Annotated in this window: 23 protein-coding genes; 4 read left to right on the forward strand and 19 right to left on the reverse strand. The window is 34.5% G+C overall.

Annotated features, from left to right (window positions below; translation table 11 throughout):
- Window positions 1-5 precede the first annotated feature (5 nt).
- The 7 genes from pstB (AC1RPY_RS04210) to AC1RPY_RS04240 form a co-directional block, all read right to left on the reverse strand.
- Entirely contained in the window at window positions 6-761 is a 756-nt protein-coding gene (gene pstB, locus AC1RPY_RS04210; protein WP_409022172.1) for a phosphate ABC transporter ATP-binding protein PstB, read from the reverse strand.
- A 14-nt stretch (window positions 762-775) separates the two neighbouring features.
- On the reverse strand, window positions 776-1,579 hold the full coding sequence (gene pstB, locus AC1RPY_RS04215; RefSeq protein ID WP_481761493.1) for a phosphate ABC transporter ATP-binding protein PstB: 804 nt from the start codon (window positions 1,577-1,579) through the stop codon (window positions 776-778).
- A 21-nt stretch (window positions 1,580-1,600) separates the two neighbouring features.
- Window positions 1,601-2,488 (reverse strand): phosphate ABC transporter permease PstA, encoded by an 888-nt coding sequence (gene pstA, locus AC1RPY_RS04220; RefSeq protein ID WP_481761494.1) that lies wholly within the window; start codon window positions 2,486-2,488, stop codon window positions 1,601-1,603.
- Entirely contained in the window at window positions 2,488-3,408 is a 921-nt protein-coding gene (pstC, locus tag AC1RPY_RS04225; protein ID WP_409022169.1) for a phosphate ABC transporter permease subunit PstC, read from the reverse strand. The genes pstA and pstC overlap by 1 nt, the downstream gene beginning before the upstream one ends.
- 2 nt (window positions 3,409-3,410) lie before the next feature.
- The gene (locus AC1RPY_RS04230; RefSeq protein ID WP_481761495.1) at window positions 3,411-4,289 is read right to left on the reverse strand and encodes a phosphate ABC transporter substrate-binding protein PstS family protein; all 879 of its coding nucleotides are present in this window, start codon (window positions 4,287-4,289) and stop codon (window positions 3,411-3,413) included.
- Between the two features lie 141 nt (window positions 4,290-4,430).
- Window positions 4,431-6,494, reverse strand: a complete 2,064-nt coding sequence (locus AC1RPY_RS04235) for an LTA synthase family protein (protein ID WP_481761496.1) — start codon at window positions 6,492-6,494, stop codon at window positions 4,431-4,433.
- 74 nt (window positions 6,495-6,568) lie between these two features.
- Window positions 6,569-6,802 (reverse strand): YkuJ family protein, encoded by a 234-nt coding sequence (locus AC1RPY_RS04240; protein ID WP_409022166.1) that lies wholly within the window; start codon window positions 6,800-6,802, stop codon window positions 6,569-6,571.
- 134 nt (window positions 6,803-6,936) lie between these two features.
- On the opposite strand from AC1RPY_RS04240, the gene AC1RPY_RS04245 reads away from it, so the two are divergent.
- Together AC1RPY_RS04245 and trxA are read left to right on the forward strand one after the other, a co-directional pair.
- The gene (locus AC1RPY_RS04245; RefSeq protein ID WP_481761497.1) at window positions 6,937-8,112 is read left to right on the forward strand and encodes a pyridoxal phosphate-dependent aminotransferase; all 1,176 of its coding nucleotides are present in this window, start codon (window positions 6,937-6,939) and stop codon (window positions 8,110-8,112) included.
- Between the two features lie 102 nt (window positions 8,113-8,214).
- Window positions 8,215-8,526 carry a thioredoxin gene (gene trxA, locus AC1RPY_RS04250; protein WP_481761498.1) on the forward strand — a complete coding sequence of 104 codons (312 nt, stop codon included), beginning with the start codon at window positions 8,215-8,217 and terminating at the stop codon, window positions 8,524-8,526.
- Window positions 8,527-8,724: 198 nt separating this feature from the next.
- Here the strand turns inward: trxA and AC1RPY_RS04255 are convergent, their stop codons facing one another.
- The 6 genes from AC1RPY_RS04255 to AC1RPY_RS04280 all read right to left on the reverse strand — a co-directional run bounded on the left by AC1RPY_RS04255 (window position 8,725) and on the right by AC1RPY_RS04280 (window position 14,466).
- Window positions 8,725-9,753 carry a lysylphosphatidylglycerol synthase transmembrane domain-containing protein gene (locus tag AC1RPY_RS04255; RefSeq protein ID WP_481761499.1) on the reverse strand — a complete coding sequence of 343 codons (1,029 nt, stop codon included), beginning with the start codon at window positions 9,751-9,753 and terminating at the stop codon, window positions 8,725-8,727.
- A gap of 3 nt (window positions 9,754-9,756) precedes the next feature.
- The gene (locus AC1RPY_RS04260; RefSeq protein WP_481761500.1) at window positions 9,757-10,779 is read right to left on the reverse strand and encodes a glycosyltransferase family 4 protein; all 1,023 of its coding nucleotides are present in this window, start codon (window positions 10,777-10,779) and stop codon (window positions 9,757-9,759) included.
- Between the two features lie 29 nt (window positions 10,780-10,808).
- Window positions 10,809-11,990, reverse strand: a complete 1,182-nt coding sequence (locus AC1RPY_RS04265; RefSeq protein ID WP_481761501.1) for a glycosyltransferase family 4 protein — start codon at window positions 11,988-11,990, stop codon at window positions 10,809-10,811.
- Between the two features lie 148 nt (window positions 11,991-12,138).
- Window positions 12,139-13,860, reverse strand: coding sequence for a phosphoenolpyruvate--protein phosphotransferase (gene ptsP / locus AC1RPY_RS04270; RefSeq protein WP_481761502.1), 1,722 nt, complete (start codon window positions 13,858-13,860; stop codon window positions 12,139-12,141).
- Complete coding sequence (locus AC1RPY_RS04275) at window positions 13,860-14,126, reverse strand: phosphocarrier protein HPr (RefSeq protein WP_409022159.1); 267 nt, start codon at window positions 14,124-14,126, stop codon at window positions 13,860-13,862. The genes ptsP and AC1RPY_RS04275 overlap by 1 nt, the downstream gene beginning before the upstream one ends.
- A gap of 151 nt (window positions 14,127-14,277) precedes the next feature.
- A complete protein-coding gene (locus AC1RPY_RS04280) occupies window positions 14,278-14,466 on the reverse strand; it encodes a hypothetical protein (RefSeq protein WP_057973672.1) in 189 nt (62 codons plus the stop codon).
- Window positions 14,467-14,668: 202 nt separating this feature from the next.
- On the opposite strand from AC1RPY_RS04280, the gene AC1RPY_RS04285 reads away from it, so the two are divergent.
- Together AC1RPY_RS04285 and AC1RPY_RS04290 are read left to right on the forward strand one after the other, a co-directional pair.
- Window positions 14,669-16,900 carry an ATP-dependent Clp protease ATP-binding subunit gene (locus tag AC1RPY_RS04285; protein ID WP_481761503.1) on the forward strand — a complete coding sequence of 744 codons (2,232 nt, stop codon included), beginning with the start codon at window positions 14,669-14,671 and terminating at the stop codon, window positions 16,898-16,900.
- Between the two features lie 151 nt (window positions 16,901-17,051).
- On the forward strand, window positions 17,052-18,134 hold the full coding sequence (locus tag AC1RPY_RS04290) for a MucBP domain-containing protein (protein ID WP_481761504.1): 1,083 nt from the start codon (window positions 17,052-17,054) through the stop codon (window positions 18,132-18,134).
- Window positions 18,135-18,180: 46 nt separating this feature from the next.
- On the opposite strand, the gene AC1RPY_RS04295 is transcribed toward AC1RPY_RS04290, so the two are convergent.
- The 6 genes from AC1RPY_RS04295 to tagD form a co-directional block, all read right to left on the reverse strand.
- Entirely contained in the window at window positions 18,181-19,758 is a 1,578-nt protein-coding gene (locus AC1RPY_RS04295; RefSeq protein ID WP_481761505.1) for a peptide chain release factor 3, read from the reverse strand.
- A gap of 121 nt (window positions 19,759-19,879) precedes the next feature.
- Window positions 19,880-21,223 carry a hemolysin family protein gene (locus AC1RPY_RS04300; RefSeq protein ID WP_481761506.1) on the reverse strand — a complete coding sequence of 448 codons (1,344 nt, stop codon included), beginning with the start codon at window positions 21,221-21,223 and terminating at the stop codon, window positions 19,880-19,882.
- 82 nt (window positions 21,224-21,305) lie between these two features.
- Window positions 21,306-22,037, reverse strand: a complete 732-nt coding sequence (locus AC1RPY_RS04305) for a LysM peptidoglycan-binding domain-containing protein (protein WP_481761507.1) — start codon at window positions 22,035-22,037, stop codon at window positions 21,306-21,308.
- 24 nt (window positions 22,038-22,061) lie between these two features.
- Window positions 22,062-23,549, reverse strand: a complete 1,488-nt coding sequence (locus AC1RPY_RS04310) for an ATP-binding cassette domain-containing protein (RefSeq protein WP_481762410.1) — start codon at window positions 23,547-23,549, stop codon at window positions 22,062-22,064.
- Between the two features lie 167 nt (window positions 23,550-23,716).
- Window positions 23,717-24,922 (reverse strand): CDP-glycerol glycerophosphotransferase family protein, encoded by a 1,206-nt coding sequence (locus AC1RPY_RS04315; RefSeq protein WP_481761627.1) that lies wholly within the window; start codon window positions 24,920-24,922, stop codon window positions 23,717-23,719.
- Window positions 24,923-24,974: 52 nt separating this feature from the next.
- Window positions 24,975-25,367 carry a glycerol-3-phosphate cytidylyltransferase gene (gene tagD / locus AC1RPY_RS04320; protein ID WP_481761509.1) on the reverse strand — a complete coding sequence of 131 codons (393 nt, stop codon included), beginning with the start codon at window positions 25,365-25,367 and terminating at the stop codon, window positions 24,975-24,977.
- Window positions 25,368-25,380 lie beyond the last annotated feature (13 nt).

A 25,380-nucleotide genomic window follows, 5' to 3' on the forward strand; every position in this document is an offset into this window, starting at 1 on the left:
CTTTCTTAACCGAATCGACCACTAATGTAGTCATCCGTTTCTTTTTGTACAGGCTGCGTAAATAATTTTTTAGTTGGTGCAACTTCAATTAAATTACCTTCTAAAAAGAAGGCAGTTCGATCTGAAATTCGAGAAGCTTGTTGTAAATTGTGAGTCACTATTATAATAGTATATTTTTCACGCAATTCTAGCAACATATTTTCAATTTTACTACTTGAACCAGGATCCAGAGCACTTGTTGGTTCATCCAGTAAAATGACCTCAGGTTCAACCGCTAAGACTCGAGCGATACAGACACGTTGTTGCTGTCCGCCAGATAACGCAAGCGCATTTTTACCCAAATCATCCTTTACATCATCCCAGACAGCAGCCTGTTTCAAGCTTTTTTCAACAGCTTCATCAAGGATTGCTTTATCTTTAACGCCAGCTAATCGCAAACCATATACAACATTTTCGTAAATTGAAAATGGAAATGGATTAGGTTGTTGGAAAACCATCCCAACATTTTTGCGTAATCTTACGGTATCCATTTTAGGACCGTAAATATCTTCATTTTTTAATTTAACTGTACCTGTAATGGTTACACCTGGAATTAAATCATTCATGCGATTTAACGTTCTTAAATATGTTGATTTACCACAACCAGATGGACCGATTAAAGCGGTAATCCCTTTTTCATTGAAATCAAGATTAATTCCTTTGAGGGCTTCTTTCTTACCATAATACAAATGAACATCATTTGTTTCAATTATTTTAGTCATTTGGCCTTTCCCCCTTAACCGAAGTTTCCTGAAACATAATCATCCGTTAGTTTAATTGTTGGTCGCGTAAAAATAGTTGTTGTTTTATCATATTCTACCGCATTTCCTGAATGGAAAAATGCTGTGTAATCTGAAATACGTGAAGCCTGTTGCATATTGTGTGTCACAATGACAATCGTGTACTTTTCTTTCAGTTCTAAAAGTGATTCTTCAACAATTCGACTTGAAATTGGATCTAACGCACTAGCTGGTTCATCTAACAATAAGATGTCAGGTTCCATAGCAATCGCTCTAGCGATACATAAACGTTGTTGTTGTCCACCAGACAATGATAACGCACTCACATTCAAATCATCTTTAACTTGATCCCAAAGTGCAGCTTGTTTAAGTGATTTTTCAACGCGTTCTTCAAGTAACTGCTTATCTTTCATCCCATGACGTTTCAAAGCAAACGTTATATTTTCATAAATTGATTTTGAAAATGGATTAGGTCGTTGAAATACCATTCCAATATGTTTTCTCATTTCATAAATATCAACATTATCTTTATTTATATCTAAATCACGGTAAATAATTTGTCCTGTTACATCAGCAATCCCATCATTCATACGATTCAACGATCTAAGATAAGTTGATTTACCAGAACCAGATGCCCCAATTAAAGCTGTAATTTTAAACCGTTCAAATTGTAAACTAACATCTCGAATTGCTTCATTAGAACCATAATGAACATGTAAATCTTTGGTTTCTAAAGCTATCTCATGTTTATCTTCATTGAAGGTCATAATTCTAGATTTTTCAGTTTTATTTTCTACCATATTCTTTGACCCCCTAATGATCTATTTACTTGATGTAATTTTACGATAAAGTGCTTTACCACCGAATCGAGCTAAGAAATTAAATAAAAGCACTGCGATAATTAAGACGGCTGATGCGCCTGCAGAAACAGCTGATGCATCAGGCATAATACCTTCTGAATTAATTTTCCAGATATGAACAGCTAATGTTTCAGCTGGACGCATTGGATTTAACGGACTCGCAATATTAGCTGGATTCCAGTTTGTAAAATCTAGTGCTGGCGCACTTTGACCAGCAGTATAAATTAACGCAGCTGCTTCACCAAAGATACGGCCGGCACTCAATATAACACCCGTTAAAATACCAGGTACTGCATCTGGAACAATAACTCTCGTAACGGTTTCCCAACGCGATAATCCTAACGAAAAGCCAGCCTCACGTTGTGAATATGGGATAGAACGTAATGACTCTTCGATTGATCTTGTTAATAAAGGTAAATTGAAGAACGTTAAGGCTAATGCACCTGATAAAATTGAAAAACCGAAATTATATTGGACAACGAAAATCAAAAACCCAAAAAGCCCAACAACAACTGAAGGTAATGAACTTAAAATTTCAACAGACGTTCTAATAACCGTCGTCACCCAATTATTTTTAGCGTATTCTGATAACCAAATACCCGCTCCCAATGAAATAGGGAAAGAAATCAATAATGTTAATAATAATAGATAGAAGGAATTAAACAATTGGATTCCTACTCCACCACCACTTGAAAATGATTTTGCGGGTGATGTTAAGAAATGCCAGCTGATATGTGGCACACCTCTAACCAATATATAGCCAAGTAAGGCCGCTAAAACAAGAACGACGAATCCGGCAATACCATATAAAATACTTGTTGCGATTTTATCTACTTTTTTAGGATTCATTATTTAAGCGCCCCTCTCTTACCAATTACTCTAACAACCATGTTAAAGAATAATGACATTAATAATAGAATTAAAGCAAGTGACCATAGCGCATTATTTTCTAATGAGCCCATGACAGTATTTCCAATTCCCATCGTCAAAATACTTGTTAAAGTTGATGATGGTGTAATTAAACTTGATGGCATCAATGATGCATTACCAATAACCATTTGAACGGCTAAGGCTTCACCAAAAGCTCGTGCCATACCAAAAACAACCGCTGTCATGATACCTGGTGTTGCTGCTCTTAGAATAACTTTATAAATTGTTTGCCAACGTGTTGCACCTAAGGCCAGTGAGGCTTCCCGGTAATAACGTGGGACAGATTTTAAAGTATCAACAGTCATTGACGTAACGGTTGGTAGAATCATAACAAATAACACAAATGTCCCAGATAAAATACCAAACCCTGTTCCACCAAAAATACTTCGAACAAATGGGACCACAACTGAAAGACCAATAAATCCATAAACAACTGAAGGAATACCAACTAATAATTCAGTTACCGGTTGTAAAATTCGGCTACCCGTATTTGGTGAAATTTCAACCATGAAAATAGCTGTTCCAATAGCGAAAGGTGTTGCAATTAATGCTGATAAAAAAGTGACAAAGAATGATCCAGAAATCATTGGTAAAGCCCCAACTTCTGGCTTACCTGCTTTATCAAGCGTTCCAGGGTTCCAACTCTTTCCTAATAAAAAATCTTTAATTGATACTTTATCAGTAAAGAACGTTGCTAATCCTTTTGAAGCAACGAAATAAAAGATAGCAAGAACAATAGCGACGATTAGTCCAATACAGAAATAAGTAATTATTTTACCGCGCATCTCTAGTTTAGATGCTTTTGATTTTTTGAGTAAACTTTCACGAATCGGATCCATAACTACATCCCCTTCTTAATTGGTGTTATTTTACCTTCAACCGAACGACTCACTTGCATCTGTGTTGTTGGAATATAACCTAATTTACTAACAACCTGTTTTTGAATTTTATTTGACATCATATAAGTTAAAAATTGTTTTGTTAATCCCGTGGGTTCACCATTCGTATACATATGTTCGTATGACCAGATTTTCCATTTATTTGAGGCAACATTACTTTCAGTTGGTTTAACTTTATCAACAGAAAGTACATCGACCGTTTTATCAACGTATGAGAAAGCCATATAACTTATTGCACCAGGTGTCGATCCGACAATTTGTCGAACCATTCCCGTTGAATCTTGTTCCTGTGCATCTTTACTTTGCTTACCTTCTAATCCCCATTTTTCAAATGTTAATCGTGTTCCCGAACCAGATGCACGATTTAAAAGGACAATTGGTAAATCATTGCCACCTAGTTGCTTCCAATTTGTTAATTTACCAGTAAAAATATCTATAAGTTGTTTTTTTGAGACGTTTTTAACGCCCACACCATTATTCACAACTGGCGTAATTCCAACAACGGCAACTTGATGGTCTACAAGTTTACTTGCCTTAATGCCTGATTTTTCTTCAGCAAAAACATCTGAGTTACCAATGCTAACGGCTTTTTCTTGAACTTGACTCAATCCTGTTCCGGATCCGCCACCTTGAACATTAACAAAGACGCCAACATTTTCAGTCCCGTATTCTTCACCAGCTGCCTCAACTAAAGGTTGTAAAGCTGTAGATCCAACAATTGTAATCGATTTTCCTGAATTTGATTGTGTCTCACATCCCGTTAAAGTTAATAACATGATGGATAAAATTCCACCAATCATTACTAAAGATCCCTTTTTCATAGTAACTTCCTCCATAAATATCGATATTTAACTTATACATTAAGTTTATATTTTTAATGTAAAGGTCCTGTGGGGGTATTGTAAAGATTGTGTAAAGGTTACAACAAAAAAAGCCATAACATGACGTTATGACTTCAATCGTTATTTTAATTCTGGAGCATCAGTTTTGAATAAACTTTCGGTAGATACCCCACCGTGTTGTTCAATTAAACTGGTTTTTTCTTTCTCTTGTGCTTTTTTCAAAGTTTCAAGAGCGTCACTTTTCTTGTAATTATAGTCAGATTTATTTACTTTAGTGAAATTACTTGGTGCGTAGAATCTTAATAGATCACCCGTAATAACTTCATCTGATAATGATAATGACGTTGTAACATGTTTTAATTCTTTGTTATAAACTTTTTGTTGTGCTGCCGTTAGTTTTTCGATTTCTTTACCAGTCTTAGTGTTATACGTGGTATTTCCAACTTTTGTAAAGGTTGGTGAAACGAAATCACCATTTCTAAAGGCAACCGTTTGGTTACGATTTTTCGATAATAAATCATTACCAAATTGAACCGTATCGGTATTCTTAACGCCTAATAGATCAAGTAAAGTTGGTAGCACATCAATTTCACCACCATAAGTATGATTAATACCGCCCTTAAGGCCATTCATATGAATCATAAATGGTACCTTTTGGAACATCGTTAAATCATAACTTGTTACTTTGTCTTTACCTAAAAGCTGTGCAATAGCTTTCGGATGATTATTAGAGATACCATAGTGATCACCATACATCACAATCATACTGTCCTTATACAAGCCACTCTTCTTCAAGTAACTAACGAATTCTCCGAATGATTGATCAAGATATTTAGATGTTTGAACATAACCATCAACCGTACTATCGTCTGTATCCGTCTTTTTGATTGACGTATTCGCACTATCTAAATCATATGGATAATGGTTAGTTAGTGTGATGAGTTTAGCATAAAAAGGTTGGGGTAATTGTTCAATATACTTAACCGATTGCTTCAAGAAAATCTTATCTTTCATCCCATAACCAACTTTATAGTTAGCTTTGACATCATAATAAGGTTCACTGAAGAAATACTGGTAACCAAATGATTTATAAGTATTATTACGATTCCAGAAACTACCCACGTCACCATGGAAAGCTGCTGTAGAGTAGCCTTTTTGATCAAGAATAGCGGGTGCTGCTTGGAATGTATTTTGTGTGCCATAAGTCGTCATCGCTGAACCAGATGGTAACCCATAAAGGGATGCTTCCAACATCATTTCAGCATCAGACGTTTTACCTTGTCCAACTTGATTAAAGAAATTATCAAATGATAATGTATTTTGATCATGATAATATTTATTAATGTTAGGCGTAACTTGTTGCCCATCCCATTTATAATCGATCATGAACTGTTGGAAACTTTCTAGATGAATCACAAAAACATTTTTACCCTTCGCTTTTCCATAATACTTTATATTTGAATTAGAACGATTTTTATCCAAATACTTTAGAACTTTATCCATATCTTTAGCAGTGGCATTTTTACGTGTCGCACTTTCTTTTTGCGTTTGATAAACATTATATCCCGCATAGAAATTCAAGCCTAAATATTTAACAATATAGTTATTATCAAAAGTTCTTGTCAATAATTGAGAACGATCCTTTTCAGCTAAACCTAAGTTCCCTAAAGCTAAAAGTACAGATGCAATAGTCAGGATAAAAGCATAACGCTTTTTAATTGGGTTATAGTCAATTTTGACTAATTTAAAGACAAGAATCAAAATTAAAATAATAATATCGATATAAACAAAGAAATCAGTTGGTCGTAAAATACCGGCAATTCCCTTGTCTAGATTATTAGCTACTGAACCTGAATTTTTGATAATTCCTAGTGAAAGAAAATCTGAAAACTCACGATAATAAACCATATTTGCAAAAAGCCATGATGTTTGAATAAAATCAACAATCAGCAAAATCCAATATGATTTTTTACCCTTAAAGTAGATTGCAATTCCAAATAATAATAACGCTGTTGGTATTGGATTAATATAAAGTAAAAATTGTTGCATGCTACCTGTTGCACCTAATGTAAATTTGGTTTCATAAGCAACAACTGTTTTGGCCCAAAATAAAACGAGCGTCAAGAGGAGGAATCCCCATCTTGAGCTCAATTTATCCTGAACATATTTTAAAGTTGACCGCATCTTAGTGCCTCCATTTTTTAAGATCAGTTTTCGAGAACACGAAAATGTCTTTCAATCTATGTTTCAGTTATTGATTAACTAAATAGTAAGTCGTAAACTTCCATTGCAATTAAATCAATATCATCGAAAGGAAATTTAGTATGGTTACTTAAATCTTCTAACGTATATGCTTTCATATCTGGATCATATTCAACGATTCCCTTTTCAACACCTTCACGTTCGAAGTGTCTTGTTTGGATTTCGCCGTTATCTTCTTTTTGCATAGCCTCTAAGCGACTAATGATTGCTACTAACTGAGAATTTTTCATAGTTGTTCCCCTTTCAATATCATAGTTAATAATACCAAATTTTCTATACATTTACACCTGATTAAGCAGATTATAATCGTTTCTTAACTTGTTTTTATGCTAAACTGTTAGTTATTAGACTTGGAGGCATAAAAATGAGCTTATTTAGAAAAGATTTGAACGATCAAGTATTTAAAATAGAGGTCTCAGATATTCGTCAATTTGATGATGAAGTGAGCCAAATTCCTGATATGATTAAATTAACAATGGGTGAACCAGATTTTAATACACCCGATCATGTTAAAGCAGCTGCCATCGAAGCCATTCATGAAAATTACTCACATTATATGGGTATGGCTGGTGATATTGAGTTACGTGAAGCTGCCAGTGAATTTTTTAATGAAAAATATGACGTTACTTATGATGCACAATCTGAAATTCTAGTTACAGTTGGTGCAACTGAAGCCATCGCAACTGCCTTACAGACTATCTTCAACCCCGGCGATGCCGTTCTTGTCCCAACGCCACTCTACCCTGGCTATATGCCACTGATTACTTTAAATCGGGTTAAACCAATTTTTATCAACACACGTGATAATAACTTTAGATTAACACCTGAGATGATTAATCAAGCTGTTAAAGATAATCCAAATGAAAATATTAAAGGTATTATCCTAATTAATCCAAGTAATCCAACTGGTATTTCTTGGACCGAAGATGAAGTTATTGCGATAACTGATGAAATTAGAAAGCAAAAATTATGGGCAATTAGTGATGAAATTTATAGTGAATTAACTTATGATCATGAACATGTCTCAATTGCAAAATATATCCGTGACCAAACTGTCCTAATTAATGGTTTATCAAAATCGCATGCCATGACTGGCTGGCGCATTGGATTCTTGCTTGCTCCCAAAGCGATGACTGATGAATTAAAAAAAGTTCATCAATACTTAGTAACCTCTGCAACAAGTGTTTCTCAACGTGCTGGAATTGCTGCCTTACGTGACGGTAAAGACGATGGTCGCATAATGAATGTTGAATATAAAAAACGCCGTGATTTCGTTATGGCTGAAATGAAAAAAATGCATTTTGAAATGGCACAACCTAGTGGCGCTTTTTATATTTTCGCAAAAATTCCTGCAGGATATAACCAAGATTCTATGGCATTCTGTAAAGAACTAGCTTTTAATAATAAACTTGCCTTAATTCCAGGAACTGCTTTTGGTGATTCTGGTCAAGGTTACGTTCGCTTAAGTTACGCTTCTAGTATGGAGAATTTAGTGCTTGGGATGGAACGTTTGAATGACTACATGACACAAAATAAATAAAAATACGGCGTTATTTCTTTATACTTACTTTTTGTAAGCATATATTTAGGCTAATTATATTTCCTCTGATATTATATTCAAATAAATAAAGGAGGAATTCAAATGGTACAAGCAATTACAGATGAAAATTTCAAAACAGTTACAGATTCAGGTATAACATTGACGGATTTTTGGGCAACATGGTGTGGCCCTTGCAAAATGCAATCACCAGCAATTGAGGAATTAGAACAAGAAATAGGTGACAAGGTTAAATTTGCTAAAATGGATGTTGACCAAAATCCTAAAACAGCTGACGATTTTGGTATCATGGGAATTCCCACATTAATGATTAAAAAAGATGGCGAAGTTGTTGATACACTCGTCGGTTATCATTCAAAAGAGCAAGTTAAAGACGCTTTATCACAATATATTTAACGATTTTGAAAAGCTAACTAATAAAAGCATTGTCATTTGACAGTGCTTTTTTGTCGTTATTTTGAATAGTAATAAACTGATTAGCGATTTTAGTATTGCTTAAAGAAACACGTTCTTCTCCTTATAAAACACAAAAAAAACCATTGCCAATAATAGAAAATCTATCATCAGCAATGGTTACTATCATATTTCATTTATTTAATCTTCAATTCCAACTTCTTCTACCTTATCTGGTTTAACAACTAAAGCAAACATTCCCGCAAATAGTCCAACATAGTAAGTTAAAATACGCCATAACAACATGGCTAAAATCAATTTACTGTGACTGGTCATGAAACTAGAAAAGACAATCGCGAAGCTATATTCTGCACCACCAGTTCCCCCCGGAATTGGGAAAAGTGAAATTACCATGACAATAAGCACATGAAGTGCTGTAATCATAATCACATTCACTGATGTGTATCCCAATGACAACATAATAAAGTATGGAATTAAATAGTAAAACGCGAGTTGGAAGAATGTTAATACAAAAACGTGAAAAATCATTTTCTTTTCATTCTTCATACGTAAACTCTCTTTATGGAAGTTTTCAATTTTTGAATAAATACTTGTATTCCAGCGATCAAAACGATCCCCTTTAACGAATAACTTAACAACTAGCATACAAACATACACTAATTTTTTAGTGAATCCATACCAATACATGATCATTAACAAAGCAGTAATCACAGCTAAATGAATCACAAATCCAAAAATCACGAATACCATTAGATAATTAACTTTATCTTGAATGTATTGAAACCCAATTAGTAAACAAACAATAAAATTAATAACAATCATTGCCTGGTAAACGACAAATTTCATTAATAAAATGGAACTTGCACGACCAGCGTCCACACCTGACTGAGCCATCGCAAACAATTGTGCAGGTTGTCCACCTGTTGAAAAAGGTGTGATTCCATTAAATAATTGTTCAATCAGTGGAATACGAATTGCATTCTTAAATGTAAATTTTTTATGTTGCCCTATCATGAACCGTTGAACAACAAATGCTTCAATGACAAAGTACATACAGATACAAAATACTGCTACTAATAACCACCATATATTAATATTAACTAAAGCTTTAACGAGCGACTGAATTGATACATTTTTTAAAGAATAAGCGAATATCCCCATCCCAATTATAACCATTAACGTCAATAAACCTATGTTTTTTCGAGTCATCTTTTAGCCCTCTTTGCTCTGGTCCAAGTAAAATTGATGCCAAATTTCAGCCAATCTATCCTCAGAATAGTATGCTGATGCCTGATCTGCTTTGTCATGCAAAACTGATAACGCATTGGGATCTTCTTTTAATTTTCTCAATTTAATTTGCATACCATTAACATCTGTCGCGGCATCATAATAGCCCTCAATAACCGCTTTATAAAGATCTAAATCGCGCAATAATACAGGTGTCCCACAACTAAATGCTTCTAATACTGACATTGGAAACAATTCATTGAAAGATGGCAGTAAGAAAAGGTTAGCAATATTGTAATAATTTACTAGAGCTTCTCGATCAATAATCCCAGTAAACGTTAAATTACTAGGCGGATTATCAACTACTTTTTTTAATTCAGCATAACCGTCAGTTAACTTACCAAATGAAAAGCCACCGGCCCAAATAAATTGGATATCAGGATTTTGCTTAGCTAACTTAATAAAATCGGGCACACCTTTTCTTTCTTGAACTTGACCATCACCAAAAACAACAAATTTATCGGCTGGAATACCTAACGCATCTCTAAAAGCTTGTTTTTCTTCCACGGTTTTTTCATAAAAAACTTTTTTTGAAACAAAATTAGGAATATACGTGACGCGTTCTTTTGGAATCTTAAACGCTTCAAGTTTTGGAATAAAACTTGGATTAACCACGACAATATGATCCATTCGTTTATAAAAAGCAATTACATACCAATAAAAAATGGCTTTAAAAGGTTGTGGAATTTTAACACTTCCCTCAAGTGTTTCTGGTAAAAAATGGACATAGCCAATTTTTTTACCTCTACCTGGCATAAAAGTCGAAAGGTAATAAGGAAAATTGATGGTATGGTAATGACTAATATCTGAGCGACTATATTTATTCACACTAATTTTGAATTCAGTTGGAAAGCGTTCTTTGAGCAACTTCATCATTTCGGTATATGCGCTACCGACCCCTTGTCCTTTAACCGAATTGGCCGCAGAAAACATGTTAATTAATAGCATGGTTGAAACTCCTTTGAAAATAAATTCGTTTATAGATGACTGATTTCGTCATCCTCTTCTTCTATTTCAACATAATGAATTTGAGCATCTTGGTAAAATTCAGCAACTTTTGATCCAAATGTTGCCGCTGAAATTTCTTTTAACTTTTCTAATCTTGGCTCTGGATCAACTTCTTCATGACATCTATTTAAGTAATCAATAATATCAGTCACCATTTCAGTTTCAGATGAAAAAGTTTTACCAACTTCTGGTTTTTCCATTAACTCGTCAGTATATTTACCCGTTTTAGCAATAACCGGTGTTCCAGCAGCTAAAGCTTCGATAAACGTCAATCCTTGAGATTCTGTTACTGATGCAGACACAAATAAATCTGCTAACTGATAAAAATGGAATACCTCATCATTATCAACTTCACCAATAAATCTGACGTTGTCCTTTAAATTTAAACTTTCTGTTTGCTCTTCAAGGGTTTCACGTGCCGGACCATCCCCTACAATCAAGAGTAAAACATTCGGTACTTTTTTAATTATCGCTGGCATACCATCAATAATTTCTTGTGTATTCTTTTCAAATGCCAATCGACTTAACGCAAGCATGACTGGTTGATCTTCAGAAATGTCTAATTTAGAACGATAATCTTCTGTTTCAATTTGTTCAAATTGAGAAATGTCTACCCCTGTAGGGATAACTCGTATTTCTGATTTCACACCATACTTCTGTAGCAACGTCTGAACGCGTGTACTTGGTGCGATAATCCCGCTCATATGGAATGCAAATGTTTTTGTCATTTGCTTAACATGGTATGGTTTCAATAACTTACCATTGGCAATGTAATGTAAATAATCTTCATACATTGTATGATAGGTATGTAAACAAGGAACTTTTAAATTTCTTGCAACAAATTTACCAATCCAGCCCATAGAAAATTCAGTCTGTGTATGAATAACGTCTAAATTTAGTTCTTTTGCCACTTGGTAAGCTTGAAATAAGCCTCTAACAGCAATTCTTCTATCTGTAAAAGAAACAAATGGAATACTAGAGAATCTAAAAATATTACGTTCATATACTGTCTTATCAACATGTGGGTCAGTCGTCGTAAAGATATAGACGGTATGTCCCTCTTTTTCGAGCTCGTTTCTTAGTGTTTTTATTGAAGTCGCCACACCGCTCACTTGTGGAAAATATGTATCTGTAAAAATTCCAATATTCACGATAAGGTCCCCTTGTCTATTCTAATATAATAGTTTTAATTATATTGGTTTCTCACCCGTTATGCAATAAAAGTAGACTATTCTCATCTATTCCCAATTAAACACAAAAAAACTGATAATCGAAATTACCAGTTTTTTTGTGTTTAATTTATTTCATGTAAGATTCAACTAATGCAATAACTTCTTCATTAGTTTCACAGTCAGAAACAGCTTTATCAGCTAATTCCTTCATTTTTGTTGTATCTAATTTTTTCATTAAACTACGTGTTTTAAGAATTGACGAAGCACTCATTGAGAATTCATCAAGTCCCATTCCAGCTAAAATAGGTACGGCAATTTGATCGCCGGCCATTTCGCCACACATACCTGCCCACTTACCTTCTTTATGAGCCGAATCAATTACCATTTTAATCAAACGTAAAATTGATGGGTTATAAGGTTGGTAAAGGTATGACACTTGTTCATTACCTCGATCAGCAGCCATTGAATATTGAATTAAATCATTTGTACCAATACTAAAGAAATCAGCATACTTAGCCAAATGATCACCGTTCATAACAGCAGCAGGAATTTCCATCATCATACCGACTTCAAGTTTATCTGCTACTGGTACACCAGCGTCAATTAACTTAGTACGTTCTTCAGTATAGATAGCTTTTGCTGATTTAAATTCATCAACAGTTGCAATCATAGGGAACATAATTGCTAATTGTCCATAATGAGAAGCTCTAAGTAGAGCACGAAGTTGTGTTCTGAAAATATCTTGACGATCCAAACTAATACGGATTGCGCGATATCCTAAGAACGGATTCATTTCCTCTGGTAATGGCAAGTAAGGTAATTCCTTATCGCCTCCAATATCCATTGTTCTTACAACTACTTGTTTACCATTCATACCTTCAACTGCAGCTTTATAAGCTTTAAATTGATCATCTTCTGAAGGTAATTCACTAGCATCCATGTATAAGAATTCTGAACGGAATAAACCAACTGCTTCAGCACCATTATCTACTGCACCCTCAACATCCTTAGGTGTACCGATATTAGCAGCTAAATCAAAATGTACGCCATCAGCAGTAACTGTTTTAGCGTCTTTTAGTTCTTCCCATTCAGCTTTTTGATCAGAAAAAGCTTTTGCTTTTGCTTCATATGTTGAAATTTCTTCAGCAGTAGGATTGATAATTCCGTCACCATTGATACCATCAACAATAACCATATCACCTTCTGAGATTGCAGTCGTTGGATCACCAGCGCCTACAACAGCAGGAATTTCAAGCGTACGAGACATAATAGCAGAATGAGAAGTACGTCCACCAACATCAGTAATAAATCCTTTAACAAATTTACGATTTAATTGGGCTGTATCCGATGGTGTTAAATCATGTGCAACGACCACAACTTCTTGATCGATAAGAGCAGGATTAGGAATTGTAACTCCTAATAAATGACTCATTACACGTTTCGTAACATCACGAATATCGCCTGCACGTTCTTGCATATAAGCATTATCAGTCATATCTTCAAACATTGAAATGAACATATCTGTGACATCCTTCAATGCTGCTTCAGCGTTGACCTTATCATTTTTGATTTTATCGCCAATGTTGCCCATAAGTTCAGGATCTGAAAGGATTGTCAAATGAGCTTCAAAAACCTCGGCTTCTTCTGCGCCGAGGTTTTCTGCAGCTTTTTGTTTGATTAGTTTCAAATCTTCACTTGATGCTGCAACAGCAGCATCAAGGCGTTTGATTTCTGACTCTGGATCTTCAATGCTTACTTGCGAGAATGACAAATCGGGTTGAACTAACATATATGCTTTAGCAATGGCAATACCATCACTAGCAGCAATCCCTTTTAGCATTTTCGACATTATTCAGCAAGTCCTTCTTTCGTCATTGTTTCTGTAATAGCTGCGATTGCATCTGTTTCGTCAGCGCCATCAGCAGTGATTGTTACATCAGCATTTTGACCAACGCCTAATGACATAACGCCCATGATTGATTTCAAGTTTACTGATTTTTCTCCGTAAACCAAAGCAACGTCAGCAGTAAATTTGCTTGCTGCTTGTACCAATAATGTAGCTGGACGCGCGTGGATACCTGTTTCTGCGATTACGTGAAAGTCTTTCTTTTCCATAATTAATTATCTCCTTGATGTTCTATATTTTTTTATTTTAGAAAAATGCATAACCCACTAACAAAAGCAAAGAACACGTTTTCATTAATAAATTAAACACATTAGTCTTTAGAGACAAATAATACCATTATTTAAAAAATGATACAAGTCTTTAGTTTTTCAAACTAACATATTTGTAAATAATTTGACCTTCTCTTTGCGCATTACCAACGATTGCCTTACGTAATTTTTCTTTTTGCCAAACAAGTTGAAACGCCATAAATTCATCTGGGTTGATTGTTATTGTCTCTATTTCACCAGCAATCAATGCATCAATTTTTGCTTTATAATCTTCGCTCATTTTCAAACCTCTTTTCACTAAAATCTACTATACTAAATTCATTATAGATTAGCCTCCATAAAATGTAAAAAAGGAGTTCTAATTGCTTGCAGAATTTTTCCATATTTTGTATACTATTCATCGAAGGTCAAAGATGGTCAACATGTTTTTGATCTTAGATAAACTAAACTATACGAACGAAATATGAAAGGTTGTGACACATATGATCTGTCAAAATTGTCAAATCAATCCAGCGACAATACACTTATCAACTAACTTAAATGGTCAACATCAAGAATACGATTTATGTCAAAATTGTTATCGATTACTAAAAGATGAACAAGAGCGTTTAAGTAATGGTCAAATCCGTAATAATCAACAAGATCCATTTAGCTTTGGTAACCTTGATGATTTATTTAATGCGATTGCACCAAATAGTCAAAATAATAGTTCACAAAGAAAAGAGCAGACACCTCCTACCCAAGCTGGTAGAAATGGTGGCGCTAATAAAAATAATGGTAAGGATACAATCCTTGGTCAATTCGGTCTTAATTTAACCGATGAGGCACGGGCAGGAAATATTGACCCGGTCATTGGTCGCGATCAAGAAATTAATCAAATCATTGAAATTTTGAATCGTCGGACAAAAAATAATCCTGTTCTAATCGGCGAAGCTGGTGTTGGTAAAACAGCAGTCGTTGAAGGATTAGCTCAAAAAATTGTTGATTCAGCTGTTCCTCAAAAACTTTTAAACAAACAAGTTATTCGATTAGATGTTGTTTCATTAGTTCAAGGAACGGGTATTCGTGGTCAGTTCGAAGAACGAATGCAACAATTAATGAAGGAACTTAAAAATGATAAGTCTATCATTCTATTCATTGATGAAATTCATGAAATTGTAGGCGCTGGTAATGCTGAAGGTGGTATGGATGCCGGTAACGTTCTAAAACCAGCTCTTGCTCGAGGCGAATTACAACTCGTTGGCGCAACAACTCTAAATGAATATCGTCAAATCGAAAAAGATGCTGCGCTTGCACGTCGTTTACAGCCTATCCAAGTTGATGAACCTAGTGTCGAAGAGTCAATCGTCATTTTAAAAGGTATTCAAAAGAAATACGAAGCTTACCATCATGTTCATTATAGTGATGAAGCAATTGAAGCTGCTGCTTCTCTCTCTGACCGTTACATTCAAGATCGTTTTTTACCAGATAAAGCCATCGATTTACTTGATGAATCTGGGTCAAAAATGAATTTAACCATTAAAGCTATTGATCCCAAATTAGTTGCAGAAAAAATTAAAAACGCTGAAACTCAAAAACAAGCTGCACTAACCGACGAAGATTATGAAAAAGCAGCCTACTATCGCGATCAAGTCGCAAAATTCAAAGAATTACAAGATAGTAATACTGATTCTGATGAATTACCAATTGTAACCGAAAAAGAAATGGAACAAATTATTGAAGAAAAAACAGGGATTCCTGTAGGCGAACTAAAGGAAAAAGAGCAACAACAATTGAAAAATTTAGCCACTTCCCTTCAAGCTAATGTCATTGGCCAAGATGACGCCATTGATAAAGTGGCCCGCGCCATCCGCCGTAACCGGATTGGATTCAATAAATCTGGGCGTCCTATCGGATCATTCTTGTTTGTTGGACCAACTGGAATTGGTAAAACAGAACTTGCTAAACAATTATCAAAAGAATTATTTGGAACAAAAGAATCAATGATTCGTTTCGATATGAGTGAGTACATGGAGAACCATTCAGTTTCTAAATTGATTGGTTCCCCTCCTGGCTATGTTGGTTATGAAGAAGCTGGTCAATTAACTGAACAAGTTCGTCGTAATCCATACAGTTTAATCTTGTTAGATGAAGTTGAAAAAGCACATCCTGATGTTATGCATATGTTCTTGCAGATTCTTGAAGATGGCCGTTTAACAGATTCACAAGGTCGCGTGGTAAGTTTCAAAGATACGATTATCATTATGACATCTAACGCTGGTAGTGCTGATGCTGAAGCAAATGTTGGCTTTGGTGCAACGTCAACTGGTGCAACCCATGCCATCATTGATAAACTATCAAATTACTTCCGTCCTGAATTTTTAAACCGTTTTGATGACATCGTTGAATTTAACTCATTAAGTAAAGAAAACTTAGTTTCAATCGTAAGTATCATGCTTGATGACGTTAATAAAGTTCTTAAAAATCAAAACTTAGAACTTCACGTTACAAATCGGGTTGAAGAAAAATTAGTTGATTTAGGCTACAATCCCGCAATGGGTGCTCGTCCACTAAGACGTGTTATCCAGGAACAGATTGAAGATCAAATAGCTGACTTCTACCTTGATAATCCTGATGTAACAAAATTAGCTGCAAAAATTGAAAAAGATGAAATTAAGATATCAGCCGATACAACTACTGATGTTAAAGATTCCGACTCTAACGTTGAAAAGTAAAGGCTAAACTAAAGATGCAGACTCAGATAATTTTTTCTGAGTCTGCATCTTTTTTTATTTTATTCATTCTTTTAAATAAATAAACGATATTTCAAACACTTTTCCCCAATAATTAATCTTTTTAGGTTATAATTATGATATTAGATTATGAATGGAGCTGATTAAAATCGCCTTAAGAGATTTCTTCCGGAATATGTTGTCTGTTTTTACAAAAAATGACCAACCTACTTCCACTTCCGATATACAATTTGTATTCAATTCTGAATCAACAAAAAAATATAAGGCACCAAAACAAAAGAAACATGAAGTCATTGAAGAAAAAACTTTTCTACCAACATCTGTTTCAGATGCCACAATGATTGTTTACTATAAAGACCAAAATAATAATAATCTATCTCGTCCGCAAATTATCAGTGGCACTATAGGTAGCGATTTAAGACTTCAATTTGAACCAATCAATGATTATAATCTAGTTGGCATTTCGGGATTCACAAGTACTTTTGTAACCAACTATGGTGCTATTATTTTAAGCTATGAAAAGAAACATGGCGCTGCCGTTTGGATTTATAATCAAGATATTGATGGTGGCTACTTAATCGGCTCACCCACTTTACTACGTGGCCATTTGAATGACCCTTTCACTTATGACCCTGTCAATATTCCAGGGTTCAATTTATTGCGTGCCTCAAAAACTAGTTATGGTACTTTCACAAATGAACAACAAACCATCTACTATTATTATCGCAACATCAATTGGAAAACCGTCGATCAAATTGACGCATACATCCAGATTACAAAACGCGTACGTCCTTATGACTTACCCGAGGGTAACTCCTATCCCGCCTTCTTACCTGCTGGCGTTATTTTACAAGTATTTGAAAAAATCGAAACGAATTTGGGAACTATTTGGTACAGCATAGGTGGCAATCAATGGTTAGAAAGTACTTCTAATGTAAAAATGATTATTCAACCCAAATATGCTTTATTACCCGACAATGACACCAATGAATTTACTAAAAAAATAATCAATCACTCTGCTTCAATTGATTACATTCCTAATAAATCTGTAACTATTTACACTAAACCTTATGGTAAAAAATTACGAGTTTTAGCTGACAATACACAAGTTACTTTAATCAGTCAGTTATCATCAAGTAATGATGTTTGGTTTGAATTAAAAGATGGTGGTTTTATTGATGAAACTTACATCAAAATGCCTTACTCATTAAATTAATAAGCACTCAAAAAAGAGGTATACCAATTGGTATACCTCTTTTCGTTTATAGTTTTGATGTTAATGTAACGTTTGGATATTTGTCAGCAAACCAGCGTTCTGCGAATGCATTTTCAAACAAGAACAACGGTAAGTCTTGTCGATCTTTAACAAGTAAGTTACGTGAACTTGACATCTTTTCATCCAATTGTTCTGGATCAATCCAGCGAGCTGTTTTAGAACCCATTGGTGTCATGATAACTTCTGAATTATATTCATTTAACATTCTGAATTGGAAGACTTCAAATTGAAGTTGACCAACGGCACCCAGAATATAGTCACCCGTGTTGTAACTTCTATATAATTGAACAGCACCTTCTTGAACCAACTGTTGAATACCCTTATGGAATGATTTTTGTTTCATTACATTTTTAGCATTAACGCTCATGAATAATTCAGGCGTAAATTGAGGTAATTTTTCAAAGGTAATTGGTTTCTTCATGTTACTGATTGTATCGCCAATTTGGAAATTACCAGTATCATATAATCCAATAATATCGCCAGCTACAGCTGATTCTAAAACTTCACGAGAATCTGCCATAAATTGGGTTGAATTAGATAAACGCATTTTCTTTTCAGTTCTTGCTAATTTAACATCCATCCCACGTTCAAATTCACCTGAACAAATTCGAATAAACGCAATTCGATCACGATGATTAGGATTCATATTTGCTTGAATTTTGAAAACAAACCCAGAAAAATGTTCATTTGTTGGTTGTATCGTTGTTTCTTCAATCGTTTTATGTTCTTGTGGTGCTGGTGCATAGTTCAAATAAATATCTAAGAACGTTTTTACACCAAAGTTAGTTAATGCTGATCCAAAGAAAACCGGCGTTAAATCCCCTGTTGCGATTTTTGCTTCATCAAAGGTATTACCAGCATCGCCCAATAATTCAATTTCATCTAGCACTTCTTGATAGATACTATCTTCTTTTAAAGGATGGTCGCCTTCAATCTCACCGGCGTCATTTAAATCAACGTAGTCCATGCCTTTATCTTCTTTTTGGTAAAGTTCAATACGATGGTTGTAGATATCGTATAATCCCTTTAAGCCTTTACCCATACCAATTGGCCAGTTCATTGGGTATGATTCAACGCCCAAGACCTCTTCGAGTTCAGCCATTAAATCAAGTGGCTCACGTCCATCACGATCCATCTTATTGATGAATGTGAAAATAGGAATGCCACGCATTTTACAAATTTTAAATAATTTCTTTGTTTGTGGTTCAATTCCTTTTGCAGAATCAATAACCATGACTGCAGAATCTACGGCCATTAATGTTCGGTAGGTATCTTCCGAGAAATCCTCATGCCCAGGTGTATCTAAAATATTAACCCGCTTATCGGCGTAATCAAATTGCATAACTGAACTAGTAACAGAAATACCACGTTTCTTTTCAATTTCCATCCAATCAGATTTTGCAAAAGTACCAGATTTTTTACCCTTAACTGTTCCGGCAGAACGGACAACCCCACCGAATAAAAGTAATTGTTCTGTAATGGTTGTTTTACCAGCATCGGGATGAGAAATAATCGCAAATGTTCGGCGTTTTTTTACTTGAGTCTCTAATTCTTCTGTATTCATTTTTTGTCCTCTCTAAAACATATTACTCATAGTTTATCATAAATGATAATGAACTTCGACGTAAAAAATGATAAGGTCAATGGAACTTATTAGAGTTCTATTGACCTTATCATCCCATATTTTATTCTTTACTCTTTAAAGTATCTTTTAACCGTGTTTCGGGAATCATAACTTTCAATTCCACTAATCGAGAACCGTCCATTTTTTCCGTTTCGAGAAGTATACCATTGTGAAGTGTAATCTGTAGTTGTTCATTATTACCGGGAATTCGACCTAATTCAGTTAAGACGAATCCCGCAATTGTGTCTACGTCTTTAACGTTGATATCACAATTAAATTCATCATTAAAATCGTCAAGTGTCATTCGACCTTGTACGATATATTCATGTGCATTAATTTTTCTCAATGTATCATCAGGGCTATCTGACTCATCGTCGATATCGCCAACAATCTCTTCAATTAAATCTTCAATTGTGGCAAGTCCAACAACACCGCCATATTCATCCAATAAAATAGCTAATTGAGTGTGTGTTTTCTTCATTTCGAATAACAAATCATCAACAGCCATCGTTTCTGGAATAAACATGGGCTCTTGCATAATTTGACGTAAACTAATTCTATCGAACCCTTTTGCTCTAGCAGCTTTAAGCAAATTTTTGATATGAACAACGCCAACGACGTTATCTTTATCATCACTATAAACGGGTACACGAGAATAAGGTTGATTTAAAATAGCATCAATATTACGATCATTATCGTTTTGTAAATCAATCATAAAAGCATCAGTTCTAGCGACCATAACTTCACGAGCGAATTTCGTATGTAACGAAATAACGCCTTCCATCATTTCATATTCATCTGAATCAATAGCACCACGCTCTTCACCAGTTTGAATCATATGAACAATTTCTTGTCGACTAATAACCTCAATATTATTTTTATTAAACTTAATTGGTGTTATTTTTTCTAATGCACGGATTGAAATTGATAACAACCAGTTAAATGGTTTGAAAACAATCGCAATAAGTTGAATAGGCCCAGTCGTTGCTCTGGCAATTTTGTCTGGCATCTGTAGTGCCAATTGTTTAGGATATAATTCTCCTAAAACTAATGAAAAATAAGATAAAATCAACGTAACGATAACTACTGCAACATCATGTGCCCACACAGCACTCCCAAACAATGGTTCAACATATTTAGCCAAAGATGTTGCTGCAAAAGCTGAAGACAAGAACCCGGCAAAAGTAATACTAATCTGGATAGTTGATAAAAATGATGTCGAATTATTTAATATACCAAGAATTCTTATTGCACCTTTATCTCCAGCTTTCGCCTCTGCCTCAATTTTATTACGATTTACTGAAACTACTGCTAATTCTGCAGCTGAAAAATAGGCATTCACTAATGTCAAAATGACTAATAATAACAGCTGCAACAGCAGTTCGTGACCAGGGTCTGAACTCATTTACTCATCCGCTCCAATTCATTTGTCTTTATTTTTTAACCTACGGATATTATACACCTATTAACATGCAGAAATCCGATTGCTAATTGCTAGTTGTCTCATCACTAGTTGAGCTCGTTGAACTAGTTGTATCTGATGTTGAACTAGAATATGATCTTGTTGTGTTATCGGTACTAGAAGTATCTGAACTTGTTGTACTATCTGAGCTTGTATCAGCATTAGAGTATGAACTTGCTGTACTTGTACTATCTGAAGTTGTATCGTCATTAGAGTATGAACTTGTTGTGTTGTCTGAAGTAGTATTATCAGAACTTGTATTATCTGTGCCTGTTGTATCTGAAGATGTAGTATCTATACTTTTTCCACTTCCAGCAACGACCTTAAGCGTTTGCCCAGGTCTTAATGTTGTATTTTCCATGTCATTTAATGCAATTAGTTCCTTCACTGTCATATCATGGCTTAACGCAATAGATGACAATGAATCACCATAAACAACAGTTATCGTATCCGTATCAATATTAGAACTTGACGACGAAGACGACGTTGATTTACTTTTTTTAGACACAGATTTTTTCTTTTCAGTTTTCTTCTTTTTTGATTTTGGTTTTGATTTTTCACTAGACTTACTCTTACCATATTTCGATTCAGCTAATTTTTGTTGTTCAGCGTACTCCTTTTTTTGTTGGTCAGATGACCCACGAGTAGCAACCCACTCAACGACGTCATGACCAGCCTTCGTACTAGCTAATATCGTCCCACCACCGATACACACAACTGCAACTATACCAATAATTACTTTCGTTCTTAATTTCATAACTTCCTCCGAGTTAACTCACATTTATTTAGGTACTTTTATTTTTTGTCCTACATGCAAAAGATTTGATGATAATTCATTGATGTCCATCAATTGATCACTGGTTGTATCATTGGCAGTCGCGATACTTGATAAACTATCCCCACTACCTACCTCAAACATCTTCGTACTAATTTTACTGATACTTTCTTTCTTTTCACTACTTTCCTTCTTTTCACTACTTTCTTTTGCTGCTGACTCAGAACTAGCCACCCTTTCAGATGACTCTCTAGCTAGAACGGATTCACTTTCTGCCTTAGCTTTAGCAAGCGACTCATTCTGCCGCTTTTTTTCAGCAGACCGTTTGGCTGACTTGCTTGAAGCAGCTTTAGCTGATTTAGATTTAGAAGATGCCACCACTTTTTTAGAGACATCAGCTCTACTAATTGAGCTTGAAATTGCTATTTTTTTTGATTCACTTACAGACTTCTGACGTTGGGCGATTGAACTCGATTCTTGCTTGTCATTGTTCATTTGAACATACTTGGCAGAAACTGTTCCTATCACTGCTAAAATCAAAATACCAATAACCATCAAAGCTAGTTTACCGTGCTTTTTACCATTTTTCTTTTTTAAAAAATATTTTGTATCGTCAAATGCTTGTCCGTTATAAAAGGCATCTCTACGACGCAACTCAATTGATCGAGGCATATCAGGATCAAAATGCGTTTTTTTATATTGTGTATATAAGGTCTCTACACTAAATGATTTACGTTCTGAATCACGTTGTTTATCGTACTCACTTCGTTTCTCATCAGTCAAACTATCGTACCAAGCAACAAAATCTAAATAACTCATAACGACTTTTTCAGACTCACCGATATCCATCAGTTGACCGTTTTGAATCCAGGCAATTCTGTCTGTTAAGAACTCCATTTGTTGTAAATCTTGACTAGCAAGTACAAAAGTTTTGCCCTCTGTTTGTAGGCTTTTAATTTTATCAACCGTTTTTTGATAAAAAATATCATCTAATGCTGATAGAATACCATCTAAAATAATAATATCAGGTTCAATGAAGAAGGCCATTGCTAACTCAACTCGCGCACGCATATCGGGAGAGTAATCTTCAATTTTACTTTCTTTTAATACCCCTAAGTCAGCAAAATTTAAAACATTATTCAAAGTTTGATCACTATTTTTGTAATCAATCTTAGAATCAGTAATTGCTTCTTGAATATTTTGCACAGCCGTTTTATCGCGTTTTAATTGTGTCTCATATGATACAATCGTCGTGTGACCGGCCATCGTTAGAAAACCCGTTGTTTGTTTGGCTTTACCGGCTAGAATGTCAGATAACGTTGCTTTCCCTGAGCCACCCATGCCAATAATACCAAAAAATTCACCACGATAAATATCAAACGAGATGCCCCTTAAAGCCCAATAAATATCTTTCGAATCTTTATCAATTTTTCGATTTTTTTTACTTGTTATACCTTTTGTAACATACTCTAATCGAATTTTATAATCTTCCATTTTATCACCATTAATCATTCAGTTATTTTAATTCTCAATAATAACATGTATACACTTACGCTTATACAATTCTACCATTAATCACTAAAAATTAACATCTTATCCGATGTTATCAGTATTTATATTTTAAAAAATAAAAAGCATATCCTCCCAAAAGGAGAATATGCTTACTTACCTAAGATAATGTCAGAAACTTTTTGAGAAGCTTTTCCATTATCCCATTCAATAAATTTATTTTGAAAATCTTTAAATTGTTTTTCGTAACCAGGATAATCACCATTTTGCGTATAGACATCCAATTGTTTATAGAAATCTGGTTCTTTTTCTACGATTGGTCCTGGCGCTTCCATCTCAAAGTTGATATAAAAGCCGCGTAGTTCATCCCGATAATGTTCTAAATCATAACAATAAAACATCATTGGTCGATTCAAATTAGCAAAATCAAACATCACTGACGAATAATCCGTAATCATCATATCACTCATTAAATATAATTCAGTAATATTTTCATCTGCCATTATTTTAACACGATCTTCAAATCCTTCGATATTAATACTATTCTTAACTAAATAATGAGGCCGCATAATTAAAATAGTATCGTCTGATACATGTTGAAAGAATGATTCGAATGAAAAAGCCATTTCGAATTTATAAACACCCTGAGTATAAAAGCTATCATCACGCCATGTTGGCGCATAAAGAACCACTTTAGCATCTTCATTACCAAGATACGTTTTCTTTAAAGCTCTAATATCTTTTTCATTATTATCCGCATATAAAATGTCATTCCTTGGGTATCCAATATCCAAGGATTTATTTTTAAAAGCAAATGCACTTTCAAAAATTTGCTTTGAATAATGATTAGGCGCTATTAAATAATCCCAACGTGCTGTTTCCACTTTAAAATTAGCATGGTATAACGCTGTCGTTGTACCTGGCATTGAAACATTTTCAATATCCATTCCTAAATGTTTCAACGGTGTCCCGTGCCATGTTTGTATATATGTAGTCTTCGGATTCTTTTTCCACCAAATAGGTAATCTTGAATTAAAGACCCAAAATTCAGCCCTCGCCATTTTGATAGTCCAAGAAAATCCAAAGCGTTTAATTAAATTAATTTCCGGATATTGTTCTTTTAATTTAGTGTACATGCTTGGTTTAACGCTAAAATATAAAAGCTTCGCATTTTCTTCACCAAGATCTCGTCTAGTCTGCTTGTAAATGGCCATCGGGTTATCGTTAACATCGCGCCCATTAAAGCTTTCAAAGACAACTTGGTGTTTTTTAATTGAAAATTTAATTGTAAAATCATTTAACGTTATTAAAATTTGGCGACCAATCCGCTTAACCACTTTTTGGACTATTTTTTTAATTTCATTCATTATTTTGTTCTCCTTACTACAAAAGATAAAATAATAAAATATTTTACAAGTTCATCCCTAAATCTTTTTTAATTTTTGTTGTTGAAATACCATCTGTTCTTGGTAAGTAAATAACTTCACAGTAATCGCTTAAAAAGTCAAACTTACCTGCCCAATCATCACCCATCACAAATGTATCAATCTGATTATCGACGACGTCACTAATTTTTTGGTCCCATTCAGTTTCTGGAATCACTTCATCTACGTACTTAATTGCTTCTAAAATGAACTTACGATCTTCATATGATGTGTAAGCCTTTTTCCCTTTAATTGCGTTAAATTCATCTGTTGAAATACAAACTGTTAAATGGTCGCCCATTGCTTTAGCGCGTTGTAAAATACGTACATGACCCTTGTGTAATAAATCGAATGTTCCATAAGTAATTATTTTTTTCATGTTTTTGCTCCTC

The sequence above is a fragment of the Dellaglioa sp. CoH-56-MRSF-12 genome (assembly GCF_056782075.1).